We start from the raw sequence: 15,192 nt of genomic DNA, 5'->3' as shown, positions 1-15,192 counted from the left end.
CTATTTCGGGTAAAGCTATGACGGGCTGGGCTGCGCGGGCGTTATTACTATTGGCGGGTGCGCTGTTTCCCCTGGCATTGGCGCCACTGTTCTGGTGGCCGCTTGGCCTGTTAAGTATTGCGGTGTTCGTGCATTTTCTGTTGCGCACCGATACTGCCCGCTCAGCCTTTGCCTGCGCATGGTGGTTCAGTCTGGGCAAGTTTTCCGTCGGTATTTCCTGGATTTACGTCAGCATGCACGATCACGGCGGCACTCCTGCGGTTCTGGCCGTGCTGATGATCGGTCTTTTCGCGGCCTTCCTGGCGACCTTCCCCGGCCTCTGGTTTGCCCTGCGCCAGCGTTTTATCGGCCAAACTCTGGCCTGGCTCACCATTCCGGTGTTCTGGTTCCTGCACGAATGGTTCCGCAGCTGGTTTATGACCGGTTTCCCCTGGCTGTTTGCCGGCGATGCTCATCTCAGCACCTGGATATCAGGCTGGGCACCGGTATTTGGCAGCTATGGACTGTCGTTTATCTGCGTTGTAACAGTGACCGCCCTCTACCGCTTCTGGCAGACACGCCAGCCAGCGCTTCTTGCCGTACTGTTACTGTGGCCTGCGGGACTGTTACTGCAGCAACAGGACTGGACGCATAAAACCGGTGAACTGAAAGTCAGTGCGGTACAGGGCAATATCCCCCAGGATCAGAAATGGCAACGTGAGTGGATCAGCCCAACCATTAATGCCTATTTTCAACAGACCAGTCAGCACTGGGACAGCGATTTGATTTTGTGGCCCGAAACCGCAATGACGCTGCTGCTCGATCAGTTCCAGCCGTATATGGATGATATGGCAATCGAGGCTCAACAGACCGGCACCACGGTCATTACCGGGATTCCTTACCGTTATCCCCGTGGCCACGAGCTGGCCGGCCAGTTCCATAACAGTGTGATCGCCTTTGGTAATGGCGAAGGCATCTACCACAAACAGAATCTGGTGCCGTTCGGTGAATATGTTCCCCTGCAGGCGCTGATCCGCGGACTGATTCCGTTTTTTGACCTGGATATGTCCAGCTTCCTGCATGGGCCTGCCAATCAGCCACTGCTGAAAGTCGGTAAGCATTCCGCCGAAGGGGAAGAGCTTTACCTGGTAGCACCCTATATCTGCTACGAAATCGCTTACCCGCAACTGGTCAGCCGCATGGCACAGCGGGCGGATTTTCTGATTACCGTCAGCAACGATGCCTGGTTTGGCGATTCTCTGGGACCGAAACAGCATATGGCGCTGGCGCAAATGCGCGCATTGGAAACTGGCCGCTACCTGTTACGCGCTACGAACACCGGCATTACCGCACTGGTGGATAACAAAGGCCGGATGTTGTCGCGCCTGCCCTACGAGCAGCGGGCAACCCTGAGCGGGAACGCCGAGATGCGTCAGGGTAAAACGCCTTACATGATCTGGGAACTGTGGCCTCTGTACGTCCTGAGCCTGCTGATTGTCGCAGCTGCCCTGTGGCTGCGCCGTTCAGGCAGAATCCGTAAGGCTGCGCAGACTGATGATATTGCGCCCGTTATGGAGCGGTGAGCGCAGCAGCCGCGGCTGTTCCGGAATGTTGTTCAGATGTGCGCGCAGTGGCTGGGTCAGCGTATCGATGTACTGCTGATACTGCTGAATAAGCTCATCCAGCTGATAATCCCCCTGCTGGGTGCGCATCAGCATCTGCACCTGATGATCCATATGAGCGCGCACATCAATCTGTTCAAATAATTTCTTCGTCAGCAAACTGCGGATACGGCGTGAGCTGGTTGATGAGGCCTGCAGTACCAGATTGCCGGTGGCCGTCATAATGGTATCAATCATCGACACTTCCAGATCCGCCAGATCCGCCATCGCCATGCCATCATTCAAACCCTGATACATCCGCTGCACCAACGCCGGAATCGTTGCATCTTCGGGCGCGCCGCCACTGCGTTCTCGTTTTTCCAGCGCAAGACGGATGGCGGTGGGAATGGCCCGGTTAAACAGTTCGAGTCCGGCCAGCAACAGCTCGCCCCCCAACTCCAACTCAGGTATGCGGTAGAGGTTATCGAGAAAATCCAGCCCCATATCGCGACGTACATCACCAACGCGTATCCCTGAACCCTGCACGCTGCGCACAGCGTTCATGCGTCCCAGTGTGCGCAAAGCCATGCGCAGAGAAGTACGGTCAACATCAAGAAATTCGGCCAGCTGACGCTCTGGCGGAAGCTTTTCGCCTGCTTGCAGATCGCCGGTAAAAATAAGGGAGATCAACAGATCAGCAATCTGATCCGGTAAGGTTTTGCTCATTATTATACTTATCAGGTGGTGAGTAATTCATACGCCAGCCGGGGCCGACTGTCTCAGTCTGGCGAAAATCGTGCGTTGGCGCAATAGTCGGTGGCCAGACCTTGGCCGTGGATCTTACCTTGCGCCTGAGCGGAACCTGAACTAGCATTGGATTATCCAATTTGAGAAGTGCACACTCTCAGAGCTTCAGCCGCCACCTCCGGGTATGGCGGCTTTTTTATGTCTCTCCGTTACCTGATTTAGCCAGAAGTTATCCCGAGACTTTGGTTACAATAGGCCGGAATTTCTGAACTGAAGATCGATATGGCCAAGCTGCTGTTTCGCCTGAATGGCGTTAATGAAGACGAAGCGGAAGAAGTCCGCGCCTTACTGCACGATGCCGGGGTGGAATTCTATGAAACCAACGAAGGCCGCTGGCGTATTTCCGTAGCCGCCATCTGGCTGCGGCAGAATGAAGATTACGAATCAGCCCGTGCCTTGCTGGACGACTACCAGCAACAGCGCCTGCAACGCGTACGCAGTGAATACGAGCAGCAACAACAGGCAGGCGAAACTCAGGGGATGCTCAAACGCTGGCTGGAACAACCGGCTGAGCTGGTCATGACGCTGATTGCGGTACTTCTGGTTCTTGGCCTGACCCTGTGGCCATTTCTGTCACTGGGTCAGTCATAAAGACAGCCTGGACATTCAGAGGGAAATAATCGGGTAGCATCATTCAGGCAAGATAACTCAGGAAATGTCTCTCAGGAAAGCCGCGCGAGAACGGCATCGAGAATGGGCTGATTAGCCGCCGGAAACTCGAACTCCGATAAGCGATTAAACGCCAGCCAGCGCACTTCCTGACCTTCAGCGCCGTGAGCCAGCAGAGCTGAATTCATGTCCGCCTCAACCCAGTACACATCGAGCAGCACGCTTTTATCCGGATAATCGAAAGGAATCTGCAGCAGCGGTGACATCGACTGCTCCGTCACACTCAGTGCAACTTCTTCATCCAGCTCGCGCACCAGTGCCGCTGTTACGCTTTCACCGGCCTCCACTTTTCCACCGGGAAATTCCCACAACCCGCCCTGATGCTTGTCATCCGGGCGGCGGGCAATCAGGATGTCGCGGTCATTAACGACCACGACCGCCACGGCAACATGTACGCTTTTCATCAGGAACGATAGTTAGCGTTGATGGTTACGTACTCATGCGAGAAGTCGCAGGTCCAGAGCTCTTCTCTGAAATCACCCCGCCCCAGTTCAATACGGACACGGAATTCAGTCAGAGCAAAAACAGCGGCACCGGCGGCTTCGGTATAAGCCTCACAACGGCCACCGTTTTCCACAATCTGGACGCCGTCGATAAAGATCTGCACTTTTTCCAAATCAAAGTTCTGCACACCGGAACGGCCAACCGCCGCCAGAATACGACCCCAGTTAGCATCGGAAGCAAACATCGCCGTTTTAACCAGCGGTGAATGCGCCACGGTATAGGCCACATCCAGCGCTTCTTTCTGGCTTGCCGCTCCACCGACTTCGATGGTGACAAACTTGGTCGCACCTTCACCGTCACGCACGATGGCCTGCGCCAGAATCTGAAAGGCTTCTTTCAGTTTGGCAAAGACCAGTTGTGCTTCCGGGCTGGCAACGTCGTTGATTTGCACACCAGAACGCCCGGTGGCCATCAGCATGCAGGAGTCGTTGGTCGAGGTATCGCCATCAATCGTGATGCGGTTAAACGAGCAATCGGCCAGTTCTTTACACCAGGATTGCAGCAATGCCTGCGATATACCCGCGTCAGTCGCGATATAGCCCAGCATCGTGGCCATATTCGGCATAATCATGCCGGCACCTTTGGACATGCCGGTGATGGTGACGGTTTTACCGTTCACCTCAAACTGCGTGCTGTAGCCTTTTGGCAGCGTATCGGTAGTCATGATGCCTTTCGCTGCACGGGCCCAGTTATCAGCACTTAGATTGTCCAGCGCCGCCGGAATACCACGTTCAAACGCCGCCATATTCAGCGGCTCACCGATGACACCGGTCGAAAATGGCAAAATTTGCGCAGGCTGAACGGCGGTCGCTGTTGCCAGCATTTCACAACTGCGGACCGCATTGGCATAACCCTGCGGACCCGTACCGGCATTCGCATTGCCGGTATTGATCAGCAGATAACGCGGCGCGGTGTCGGCCAGATGGGTTTTACAGATCTGCACTGGCGCAGCGCAAAAAGCGTTGGTGGTGAATACGCCTGCCACCGTTGAGCCTTCAGCCAGTTCAATCACAACCATATCGTCGCGGTTGGCATAACGCACATGCGCCTGAGCCACCCCCAGACGAACACCGTCTACTGCTTTAAAGTCTTCAAAAACTGTGAAATTAACTGCCATTTTTTGCTACGCCTTACGACTTTTACGACAAGGTGCCGTGACAATGTTTGTATTTTTTACCTGAACCGCACGGGCAAGGCTCGTTACGGCCCACTTTCTTTTCATCGCGCACAAATGGCTGAGTCTGGTCATCACCACTGTCAGTTTCAGGCTGACCACCAGACATAGACTCGGCCGCTTCATGCTGATACTGAGCCCGTTGGGCCTGTGCCTCAACCGCAGCGCGGCGCTGCTCTTCCATTTCCCGCACCTCTTCTTCCTGGCGCACTTTAACGTGAGACAGAATGCGGATGGTTTCGTGTTTGATATTACGCAGCAGCTCCTGGAATAGGCCAAACGACTCACGCTTATATTCCTGCTTCGGATTTTTCTGCCCATAACCGCGCAGGTGAATACCCTGACGCAGGTGATCCATGGTTGCCAGATGCTCTTTCCACAGGTTGTCGAGAATCTGCAGCATGACCTGCTTCTCAAACATGCGGATAGGTTCTGCACCCACCGTGGCTTCTTTTTCTTCGTAGGCTTGCTGGATAGCATCCAGAATGCGCTCACGCAGTGTTTCTTCGTACAGTTTATCTTCGTTGTCCAGCCACTGCTGAATCGGCAGTTCGACATCGAACTCGGCCTTCAGGTGACGTTCAAGACCGGCGATATCCCACTGCTCTTCCAGACTTTGCGGGGCGATGTAACTATCAATGGCCTCGTTCACAACGTCTTTACGGATATTGGTGATGATTTCCGAAATGTCTTCCATCGCCATTACGTCGTTACGCTGGTTGTACACCACACGACGCTGATCGTTGGCCACATCATCGTATTCGAGCAGTTGTTTACGGATATCGAAGTTACGGCCTTCAACTTTACGTTGTGCCTTTTCTACCGCATTGGTCACCATCTTATGTTCGATGGATTCACCGTCTTTCATACCCAACGCCTGCATCATGCTGCGCATCCGCTCAGACATAAAAATACGCATCAGGTTGTCTTCCAGCGACAGGAAGAAACGGGTAGAACCGGCATCCCCCTGACGACCTGAACGACCACGCAGCTGGTTATCGATACGGCGCGATTCATGACGCTCGGTCCCGATAATATGCAAGCCACCGGCTTCCAGTACGGCGTCATGACGCTTCTGCCAGTCGGCTTTAATCGTGGCAATCTGGCTGTCCGTCGGATTTTCCAGCGCAGCAACTTCCGCCTCCCAGTTACCACCCAACATAATGTCGGTACCACGACCGGCCATGTTGGTGGCAATGGTGACTGCGCCCGGGCTACCGGCTTCGGCAATAATCTGTGCTTCACGCGCGTTTTCTTTGGCGTTCAGTACATTGTGAGCGACTTTCGCCTGAGTCAGCAGATGCGAAATGTATTCTGATGATTCAATCGACGCGGTACCTACAAGAACCGGTCGGCCCTGTGCAGTAACTTCACGGATTTCTTCAATAACGGCGTCGAATTTTTCTTTCTGCGTCGCGTAAATAACGTCGTTATAGTCGATCCGGCGAACGGCTTTATTGGTTGGAATAACCACCACATCAAGGCCGTAAATCTGATGAAACTCGAAGGCTTCCGTATCTGCGGTACCGGTCATACCGGCCAGCTTGTCATACAAACGGAAATAGTTCTGGAAGGTGGTCGAAGCCAGAGTCTGGCTTTCATTCTGAATATTAACGCCTTCTTTTGCTTCAACCGCCTGATGCAGACCCTCACTCCAGCGACGACCCGGCATGGTACGACCGGTATGTTCGTCAACGATGACGACCTGGCCACCCTGCACGATGTAATCGACGTTTTTCTGATAAACCGCATGCGCTTTGAGTGCAGAATGCACGTGATGCAGCAGGTTAAGGTTGCCTGCTGAATACAGACTTTCGCCTTCTTTCAAAATACCTTCACTGGTCAGCAGCTCTTCGACAAACTCATGACCTTCTTCAGTCATTTCAATCGAGCGCTGTTTTTCATCAACAAAGTAATGACCTGAAGCGGCTTCCGCACCGTCATCCGCGGCCTGACCACGCTCCAGCTTAGGAATCAGCTTGTTAATCTTGCGATACAGCTCAGAGCTGTCTTCGGCCGGACCGGAAATAATCAGCGGGGTACGGGCTTCATCGATCAGAATGGAGTCCACTTCATCGACAATGGCGAAATAGAGTTCGCGCTGAGCTTTGTCAGCCAATGAAAAGGCCATATTGTCACGCAGGTAATCAAAGCCGAATTCATTGTTGGTGCCGTATACGATATCTGCTTTGTACTGCTCGCGTTTTTCCAGCGGATTCTGCCCCGGCACAACGATGCCGACGCTCATACCAAGGAATTCATACAGTGGACGCATCCACTCAGCATCACGGCGTGCCAGATAGTCGTTCACCGTAACGACATGCACACTTTTACCAGTCAGTGCGTTCAGATACGTCGGCAAGGTTGCAACCAGTGTTTTACCTTCACCGGTACGCATCTCCGCAATGCGGCCTTCGTGCAGAGTGATACCACCGATCATCTGCACGTCAAAATGGCGCATGCCCATGACACGGTGACTTGCTTCACGACAGACGGCAAAGGCTTCCGGTAATAAAGAATCGAGAGAGGCCCCGTCATTTAAGCGCTGACGAAACTCGGCGGTTTTCGCTTTGAGTTGTTCATCAGAAAGGGATTTTACAGAGTCTTCAAAGGCACTGATCTGGGAGACCAATTTGCCCATGCGCTTGAGTTCACGGCTGTTTTTACTGCCAAATACTTTACTAAAGAGATTACCAATCATGGAATTATCATTATCCGGAGAACAATATACGGCGCTGGGCCAAAGTGCTAAAGGCTACTTATAACCCAGAATGATGACAAGCGTGTTTAGATAGAAAGATTACTGAGGCGTGCGGTGAATATACGCCGCAGGGTCGACGGTGCGACCATTTTTGTAAACTTCAAAGTGAACGTGGGGACCGGTCGAACGTCCGGTGCTGCCCATTAATGCAACCACATCGCCTTTACGCACAACATCGCCAAGGGCTACATTCAGCTCTTTACAATGGGCATAGCGGGTTTTGTAGCCATTGCCGTGATTCACTTCAACCAGATTGCCATAGCCATAACGCGGGCCCGACCAGGTAACAACACCTGATGCCACTGCGACAATATCGGCACCCATCTTGCCGGCAAAATCAACACCACCATGCCATGCCAGACGGCCGGTAAACGGATCGGTGCGCTTGCCATAACGGGATGACATCCAGCCTTTGGTAATCGGACGACCGGCAACAAAGGTATCAGCACTGAGCTTGTTGGCCGACATCAGATCATCAAGCACTTCGAGCTGCTGCTCGCGACTGTCGATGCGTTCTGCCAGTTCGTTCAGAACTTCATTGATTTCAGGCACCTGATAAGCTTCGCCCAGAGTACCCGGGCCACCCACTGCAGGCTGCATGCTGAAGTCGAATTCTTCGGAGTTGAGATCAGAGACATCAACCAAACGCTCGCCGAGTGCATCGAGGCGTAATAACTTGGCCTGCAGCTCTGCCAGACGCAGAGTCAGGGCTTCGAGCTCCTGATCCGTTTGCTTACGGATCTGCTGCAGCTCCTGACGCTGCATATTGAGGTCACGTTCCCAGGCTTTGGCAGCATTCAGATCCAGAATACCTTCATCAGCCAGACGCTCAGCCAGCCAGTATCCGGCGACTCCCATAGCAAAGGGTAAGGCAAACAGAAAACCAAACATCACCGTGCGCGCAGATGCGCTCAGTGTGTAAGTTCTCGATTCACCGTGGCGACGGCCAACAATAATGATATTCATAGTTAGCTATTAAATTCCTAATCGGCTGCGCAAACTCTTTGGCGCTGACGTCCTGCCTGCCTGATCCGCTTCTGCGAATCATCAGCCACCAACAAAACAAAGGCCATAACTTAATTATGGCCTTTGTATGAGGATACTCAAACGTATTACTGTTTCAATAAGTTAACCAGCGGCTGCCGGGCGCATGTAAGAAATCGGTGAGCTTTCTTCAGCAAATTCGACAAACTCCCACGCATCTTCCTGCAACAGCAGTTCACGCAGCAGTTTATTGTTCAGGCCATGACCCGATTTATAGCCGATAAACTCGCCAATCAGGCTGTGTCCCAGCAGATAGAGATCGCCGACAGCATCCAGAATCTTGTGTTTTACGAACTCATCGTCGTAACGCAGACCATCTTCATTCAGTACACGGTACTCATCAACAACGATAGCGTTTTTGACGCTACCGCCCAGCGCCAGATTTTTGGAGCGCATGTACTCAAGATCTTTGGTAAAGCCAAAGGTACGGGCACGGCTCACTTCTTTTACGTAAGAAGTAGAGGAAAAATCCAGGCTCGCTTTCTGTACACTTTGCTTAAACACCGGATGGTCGAAGTCAATTTCAAAGCTGACTTTAAAGCCATCATAAGGCACAAATGAAGCGATTTTATCGCCCTCGCGCACTTCAACCCGGCGTTTGATACGAATGAAACGCTTTGCAGCATTCTGTTCTGCAATGCCCGCAGACTGCACCAGGAATACGAACGGACCTGAACTGCCGTCCATGATAGGTACTTCCTGGGCGCTCAGCTCAACGATGGCATTATCAATACCCAAGCCTGCCATTGCTGACAGTAAATGCTCAACCGTGTCGACCCGTGCATGCTCTTTAACCAGCGTGGTAGAAAGCGTGGTTTCCCCAACATTCAGGGCGTGAGCGGGAATATCCACAACCGGATCAAGATCGACACGTCGGAATACGATACCAGTGTCAACAGGTGCCGGTTTCAGCGTGAGATACACCTTCTCACCTGAATGGAGGCCAACACCCGTTGCCCGGATAGCGTTTTTTAACGTTCGTTGTGGAATCATCTGAACAATCCTGCCATTACTGAGCAAATTTCATACAAAAAGACTAGTCCGGCATTATAGCAACAAATGAAGAATGCGCTAGTGCGCATTCTTTAATCAGCCTGACGACGCAAAAATGCAGGAATATCAAGATAATCCATATCTGGACGATCTGCGACATCGAGCTGCTTTGCGGCATTTCCTGCCTGACGTTTAACGGTTGGCTGATCCAACTGACTATAATCGGTTGTACCATCCGCCTTACGTGCACTGACGGTGTTATCGACCACTTTGGTTGGCTTTGGTTCCTCAACCACATCGCGGCGACCGAGACCGGTAGCGACCACAGTTACACGCAACTCATCAGACAGATCAGGATCAATCACGGTGCCAACAACAACGGTTGCATGTTCTGAGGCAAACTCCTCAATAACACTCCCCACTTCGCTGAACTCACCCAGTGACAAATCAAAGCCCGCGGTGACATTAACCAGAATACCGCGTGCGCCCTGAAGATCGACATCTTCCAGCAGTGGACTGCCAATCGCGCGTTCTGCCGCTTCACGTGCGCGGTTTTCACCACTGGCAACACCAGTACCCATCATCGCCTGACCCATTTCAGACATCACTGTACGTACGTCGGCAAAGTCGACGTTGATCATACCCGGACGGGTAATCAGGTCGGCAATCCCCTGCACGGCACCCTGAAGCACGTTATTTGCTTCTTTAAAGGCATCCAGCAAGGAGGTATTTTTTCCCAACACAGAAAGCAGTTTCTCGTTTGGAATAGTAATCAACGAGTCAACATGCTCAGCCAGTTGCTTAAGCCCCTGGTCAGCAATCAACATGCGTTTCTTGCCTTCAAATGGGAAAGGCTTGGTAACCACTGCCACAGTGAGAATACCTAATTCTTTAGCCACCTCAGCAACAACGGGCGCCCCACCAGTACCCGTACCACCACCCATACCGGCAGTAATAAATACCATATCAGCACCTTTCAGTGCTTCGGCGATACGTTCACGATCTTCCAGAGCAGCCTGACGGCCCACTTCCGGATTCGCGCCTGCACCCAATCCTTTGGTCAGACCGTTACCCAGTTGAATAATGGAGCGGGAACTCACATTACGCAGTGCCTGTGAATCGGTGTTTGCACAAATAAAGTCAACACCTTCAATGTTGCCAGCAACCATATGCTGGACAGCATTGCCACCGCCACCACCAACACCGACGACTTTAATAACAGCCGACTGTTGTAAATCATCTGCCAGTTCGAACATATCCCCTTCTCTTTGCTGAGACATAGCGTTATCTCCTTAGCGCGCTGATAATATTTAATCTTAAAAGTTGACTTTAATCCAATCTTTTATTCTGGAATAAAAGCCATCCGGATGATCTTCATTGCGGTTATTATTTGTTTTATTCCTGTGTTGTTTTGCCGCATACAACAACAAGCCCACAGACGTCGAATAAATCGGGTTATTAATCACGTCAGTCAGTCCTGATACACCGTAAGGTTTGGCCAACCGAACCGGCATATGGAAAATTTCTTCCGCCAGATCAACCACCCCTTCCATCTTCGCTGTACCACCCGTCAGGACGATGCCTGCTGCAACCATATCTTCAAACCCACTGCGGCGCAGCTCGGCCTGAATTAAGGTGAATAATTCGTCATAACGTGGTTCAACCACTTCTGCCAAAGCCTGACGGGACAGATCCCGCGGCGGACGCTCACCAACACTCGGAACCTTAATCGTTTCATCCGCTTTGGCTAACTGAGTCAGAGCACAGGCATATTTAATTTTGATTTTTTCGGCATGCTGGGTCGGCGTACGCAACGCCATGGCAATATCATTGGTTACCTGATCACCGGCAATCGGAATAACGGCCGTATGACGGATAGCACCTTCAGTAAAAATGGCAATATCCGTTGTGCCACCACCAATATCGACCAGACAAACGCCTAACTCGCGTTCATCATCAGTTAATACCGCGTAGCTGGATGCCAACTGCTCAAGAATAATGGCATCGGTTTGCAGCCCACAACGCTGAACACAACGCTCAATATTCTGCACCGCATTTACCGCACCGGTAACCAGATGTACTTTTGCTTCAAGACGCACACCCGACATGCCCACCGGTTCTTTAATACCTTCCTGGTTATCGACGACATATTCCTGCGGCAGAACATGCAGAATGCGCTGATCCTGCGGAATAGCAACAGCCTGTGCGGCATCAATAACACGATCAACATCCATTGGCGTCACTTCCCGATCACGCACAGCAACAATGCCGTGCGAATTCATGGAATGAATGTGACTGCCCGCAATACCGGCATAAACCGAATGGATGGTACAACCAGCCATTAATTCCGCTTCTTCTACAGCACGCCGGATCGACTGCACGGTAGATTCAATATTGACCACAACGCCTTTTTTAAGACCGCGACTCGGGTGCGAACCCAGACCAACCACTTCGATGTTACCGTCTGCGCCTAATTCTCCGACAATCGCCACAATTTTAGAGGTGCCAATATCCAGGCCAACCAGCATATTTTTTTGTTGTACCTGACTCATCATCCCATCTCCTGCACTGGGCGCCAGCCAATTGCGGCGCCTTTTCCATAGCGTAAATCCACACTCGCAACCGCCGTCATTGGCAGTTGCGCTATCAATAATTCCAGGCGTTGCACACGCTCTTCAAAATACTGGCGCCCAAAACGTACCTGCCAACCATTACTTAATTCCACATCCACAGCACCCACAGCCGAAACGGTCAAACGATTAATACCGACATTAAGATGAACCAGCGATTGCTGAATGCGGCGAAAGTGTCTTACGGCCGCTTCGGCATAATTGCGATCACCATTAATCCGCGCCAAATTACTGGCATCCAAATGTGCCGGAATTTCGCTTAACCGGCCATTAGCACTCAATAACTGGTCGCCATTCCAGATGGCCATCGGCACATCCTCATACAACGTCAGTTCAAGCGTATTGGGCCAACGCTTACGCACCGTAACCTGCATAATCAATGGCAGCCCAGCCAGTTGTTCATACACACTCTGCAGATCCAGCGAGAAAAAACTTTCGTTTTTTACCCAAACAATTTTTCCGACAATATCTTCCGCGTTCCAGACAGACAGGCGACCCTTTACATCAACATTGGTAATCGGCCAGCTGTGATAACCCCAGCGCATACCGGCCAGCAGTCCTGCCAATAAACAAGGCAGCAGTAACCATTGCCAGGCAATTACCGGCATCGTTACGTTCCATTGTTTTGGCTGCTTCACGACTAAAGGTGTCGCGCCGCGCGGGGCTGCTTTTTTAGCCACGATTTCTGCCTCTGGCTTCAATCAATAAATTAATGACTAACTGCGGGAAGGTCATACCGATGGCCGCCGCCGCCATTGGCACTAAGCTATGATCTGTCATGCCCGGACTGGTATTGGCTTCCAGCAACCAGAACTGTCCATTCTGATCCTGCATCACATCAATACGCCCCCAACCCTGACCACCGATCACGTCAAACGCCTTCAGTGCCAACTGTTGTAATTCCATTTCCTTATCTGCGGGCAAACCACAGGGTAATAAGTACTGAGTGTCATTTGCCTGATATTTGGCGTCGTAGTCATAAAATGCATGGCTGGTTTTCAACTGGATTGCCGGTAACGCTTTTCCATCAACAATCGCGACGGTGAACTCGGCGCCCTGTACCCAGGATTCCGCCAATACCAAACCATCGTATTCGCAGGCAAATTTGAAGCTGTCGCGCAACTCGTCAGCGGTGTGTACCTTGCGCATGCCAATACTGGAACCTTCGCGCGCCGGTTTAACAATTGCGTCTGTATTCAGCTCGTCAATCAAATAAGACCAGTCACTGTCGGCATTCAGCAGAAAGGCTTTAGGGGTTGGCAATCCAGCCGCCTGCCAGATTAATTTCGTGCGCCATTTATCCATTGCCAAAGCAGAGGCCATAACACCACTGCCGGTATAAGGTTTGTCCAACCACTCGAGCACGCCCTGAATGGTGCCGTCTTCACCGCCACGTCCGTGCAACGCAATAAACGCTACGTCAAAATCTGCGCCGGTTAACTGTTCAATGGCATGTGCCTGGATATCAATAGCAACAACATCTGCACCGCTTTGCTGCAAGGCAGAATAAACGGCCTGTCCGCTTTTCAGCGATACAGCACGCTCGGCCGATGTGCCTCCCATCAGCACCGCAATTTTTCCTAAAGCGGCAACGTTCATACTTTTACCTCTGCTAACCATGCCGGTAACTGCTGCGTTAATGTCACGGCCAGATTACCGATATCCCCTGCGCCCTGAGTCAACAACAAGTCACCGGGTTTTAAGACACTTTTGAGTGGAGCTTCTAATGATTCATCACGCTCAATAAAAATAGGATCAACCATGCCGCGCTGACGAATGCTGCCACACAGCGACCGTCCGTCAGCACCGGCAATGGGTTTTTCTCCCGCAGGGTATACATCCATTAACAACAGCACATCGGCGCCGGATAATACGCGGGTAAAATCTTCGTACAGATCACGGGTACGGCTGTAACGGTGTGGCTGAAATACCATCACCAAACGGCGCTCAGGAAAGCCGTTACGGATCGCATCCAGCGTAACTTCGAGCTCGCGCGGGTGATGACCGTAGTCATCAACCAGCATCACATCGCCATCACCCAGTGGAAATTCACCACATACCGTAAAGCGTCGGCCAACACCGGCAAATTTTTCTAATGAAGCCACGATGGCAGCATCTGCCACACCTTCATCATCCGCCACAGCAATAGCCGCCATTGCATTTAATACATTATGTTTACCGGGCATACGCAGGCTGATCTTTAACGGTGAACGGCCAGACGGACGCTGCACCGTAAAATGGGTAAACAAACCATCCTGATGCAAATCGGTTGCACGATAATCAGCGTCTTCAGCAAAACCGTAGGTCACGGTCTGACGGCTGATGCGCGGTAATAATTCACGCACCACATCGTCATCAATACAGACCACAGCCAGACCATAAAAAGGCAGGTTATGTAAAAACTCGATAAAGGTATTTTTCAGCTGTTCGAAATCGCCGCCATAAGTTGCCATATGATCGGCGTCGATATTGGTGACAATAGACACCATCGGCTGCAAATGCAGGAAAGAGGCATCACTCTCATCAGCTTCAGCGACTAAATAACGGCTGGCTCCCAGACGGGCATTGGTACCGGCACTGTTTAATTTTCCGCCAATAACAAAGGTCGGATCCAGACCGGCTTCTGCCAGTACAGACGTTACCATACTGGTGGTCGTGGTTTTACCATGAGTTCCGGCCACGGCAATACCGTGACGGAAGCGCATTAATTCGGCCAACATTTCAGCGCGGCGAACAACCGGAATACGGGCCTCCAGTGCGGCGCGGATTTCCGGATTTTCGTGATCAATCGCGGTTGATACCACCAGCACATCGGCATGTTCAACATTGCTTTCCTGGTGACCAATAAAAATAGTGGCCCCCAGAGCCTGCAGTCGTTCGGTCACGGCAGACTGACGTAAATCCGAGCCGGAAATCTGATAGCCCTGATTCAACAATACTTCGGCAATGCCACACATACCGGCACCACCAATGCCGACAAAATGCATGCAGCGGATGCGGCGCATTTCCGGTATCAGATGATTCAACGGT

The 15,192-nt window shown here is 51.8% G+C and carries 13 protein-coding genes; 2 read left to right on the top strand and 11 right to left on the bottom strand.

What is annotated here, in order from left to right:
* The first annotated feature begins 17 nt into the window (after positions 1 to 17).
* A complete protein-coding gene (gene lnt, locus NYR02_RS16920) occupies positions 18 to 1,562 on the top strand; it encodes an apolipoprotein N-acyltransferase (RefSeq protein ID WP_260977531.1) in 1,545 nt (514 codons plus the stop codon).
* On the opposite strand, the gene NYR02_RS16915 is transcribed toward lnt, so the two are convergent.
* Entirely contained in the window at positions 1,503 to 2,306 is an 804-nt protein-coding gene (locus NYR02_RS16915; RefSeq protein ID WP_260977530.1) for a FadR/GntR family transcriptional regulator, read from the bottom strand. The genes lnt and NYR02_RS16915 overlap by 60 nt on opposite strands.
* Before the next feature lie 303 nt (positions 2,307 to 2,609).
* Between NYR02_RS16915 and NYR02_RS16910 the strand changes: the two genes are divergently transcribed.
* Positions 2,610 to 2,978 (top strand): DUF6164 family protein, encoded by a 369-nt coding sequence (locus NYR02_RS16910; protein ID WP_260977529.1) that lies wholly within the window; start codon positions 2,610 to 2,612, stop codon positions 2,976 to 2,978.
* A 71-nt stretch (positions 2,979 to 3,049) separates the two neighbouring features.
* Here NYR02_RS16910 and mutT read toward each other — a convergent pair whose 3' ends face one another.
* The 10 genes from mutT to murC form a co-directional block, all read right to left on the bottom strand.
* A complete protein-coding gene (mutT, locus tag NYR02_RS16905; RefSeq protein WP_260977528.1) occupies positions 3,050 to 3,460 on the bottom strand; it encodes an 8-oxo-dGTP diphosphatase MutT in 411 nt (136 codons plus the stop codon).
* Positions 3,460 to 4,677 (bottom strand): bifunctional glutamate N-acetyltransferase/amino-acid acetyltransferase ArgJ, encoded by a 1,218-nt coding sequence (gene argJ / locus NYR02_RS16900; RefSeq protein ID WP_260977527.1) that lies wholly within the window; start codon positions 4,675 to 4,677, stop codon positions 3,460 to 3,462. Before argJ ends, mutT begins: the two co-directional genes overlap by 1 nt.
* Positions 4,678 to 4,699: 22 nt before the next feature.
* The gene (gene secA, locus NYR02_RS16895) at positions 4,700 to 7,435 is read right to left on the bottom strand and encodes a preprotein translocase subunit SecA (RefSeq protein WP_260977526.1); all 2,736 of its coding nucleotides are present in this window, start codon (positions 7,433 to 7,435) and stop codon (positions 4,700 to 4,702) included.
* 99 nt (positions 7,436 to 7,534) lie between these two features.
* Positions 7,535 to 8,461: a M23 family metallopeptidase gene (locus tag NYR02_RS16890; RefSeq protein ID WP_260977525.1), complete on the bottom strand. Its 927-nt coding sequence runs from the start codon at positions 8,459 to 8,461 to the stop codon at positions 7,535 to 7,537.
* Positions 8,462 to 8,623: 162 nt separating this feature from the next.
* Positions 8,624 to 9,532 (bottom strand): UDP-3-O-acyl-N-acetylglucosamine deacetylase, encoded by a 909-nt coding sequence (lpxC, locus tag NYR02_RS16885; protein WP_260977524.1) that lies wholly within the window; start codon positions 9,530 to 9,532, stop codon positions 8,624 to 8,626.
* Between the two features lie 92 nt (positions 9,533 to 9,624).
* Complete coding sequence (gene ftsZ, locus NYR02_RS16880; RefSeq protein ID WP_260977700.1) at positions 9,625 to 10,788, bottom strand: cell division protein FtsZ; 1,164 nt, start codon at positions 10,786 to 10,788, stop codon at positions 9,625 to 9,627.
* Between the two features lie 60 nt (positions 10,789 to 10,848).
* Positions 10,849 to 12,084, bottom strand: a complete 1,236-nt coding sequence (gene ftsA / locus NYR02_RS16875; protein WP_260977699.1) for a cell division protein FtsA — start codon at positions 12,082 to 12,084, stop codon at positions 10,849 to 10,851.
* On the bottom strand, positions 12,084 to 12,842 hold the full coding sequence (locus NYR02_RS16870) for a cell division protein FtsQ/DivIB (protein ID WP_260977523.1): 759 nt from the start codon (positions 12,840 to 12,842) through the stop codon (positions 12,084 to 12,086). The genes ftsA and NYR02_RS16870 overlap by 1 nt, the downstream gene beginning before the upstream one ends.
* Positions 12,835 to 13,761 (bottom strand): D-alanine--D-alanine ligase, encoded by a 927-nt coding sequence (locus tag NYR02_RS16865; RefSeq protein WP_260977522.1) that lies wholly within the window; start codon positions 13,759 to 13,761, stop codon positions 12,835 to 12,837. Before NYR02_RS16865 ends, NYR02_RS16870 begins: the two co-directional genes overlap by 8 nt.
* Complete coding sequence (gene murC, locus NYR02_RS16860) at positions 13,758 to 15,167, bottom strand: UDP-N-acetylmuramate--L-alanine ligase (RefSeq protein ID WP_260977698.1); 1,410 nt, start codon at positions 15,165 to 15,167, stop codon at positions 13,758 to 13,760. The genes NYR02_RS16865 and murC overlap by 4 nt, the downstream gene beginning before the upstream one ends.
* Positions 15,168 to 15,192: the final 25 nt, after the last annotated feature.

Source organism: Thalassolituus pacificus, from assembly GCF_025318105.1.
Lineage (GTDB): Bacteria > Pseudomonadota > Gammaproteobacteria > Pseudomonadales > Oceanobacteraceae > Venatoribacter > Venatoribacter pacificus.
This window is presented reverse-complemented; position numbering and strand designations above follow the sequence as displayed.

Coding starts and splice junctions, on each gene's coding strand:
- lnt (WP_260977531.1), top strand. CDS start 18: ATGACGGGCTGGGCTGCGCGGGCGTTATTACTATTGGCGGGTGCGCTG.
- NYR02_RS16915 (WP_260977530.1), bottom strand. CDS start 2,306: ATGAGCAAAACCTTACCGGATCAGATTGCTGATCTGTTGATCTCCCTT.
- NYR02_RS16910 (WP_260977529.1), top strand. CDS start 2,610: ATGGCCAAGCTGCTGTTTCGCCTGAATGGCGTTAATGAAGACGAAGCG.
- mutT (WP_260977528.1), bottom strand. CDS start 3,460: ATGAAAAGCGTACATGTTGCCGTGGCGGTCGTGGTCGTTAATGACCGC.
- argJ (WP_260977527.1), bottom strand. CDS start 4,677: ATGGCAGTTAATTTCACAGTTTTTGAAGACTTTAAAGCAGTAGACGGT.
- secA (WP_260977526.1), bottom strand. CDS start 7,435: ATGATTGGTAATCTCTTTAGTAAAGTATTTGGCAGTAAAAACAGCCGT.
- NYR02_RS16890 (WP_260977525.1), bottom strand. CDS start 8,461: ATGAATATCATTATTGTTGGCCGTCGCCACGGTGAATCGAGAACTTAC.
- lpxC (WP_260977524.1), bottom strand. CDS start 9,532: ATGATTCCACAACGAACGTTAAAAAACGCTATCCGGGCAACGGGTGTT.
- ftsZ (WP_260977700.1), bottom strand. CDS start 10,788: ATGTTCGAACTGGCAGATGATTTACAACAGTCGGCTGTTATTAAAGTC.
- ftsA (WP_260977699.1), bottom strand. CDS start 12,084: ATGAGTCAGGTACAACAAAAAAATATGCTGGTTGGCCTGGATATTGGC.
- NYR02_RS16865 (WP_260977522.1), bottom strand. CDS start 13,761: ATGAACGTTGCCGCTTTAGGAAAAATTGCGGTGCTGATGGGAGGCACA.
- murC (WP_260977698.1), bottom strand. CDS start 15,167: ATGCGCCGCATCCGCTGCATGCATTTTGTCGGCATTGGTGGTGCCGGT.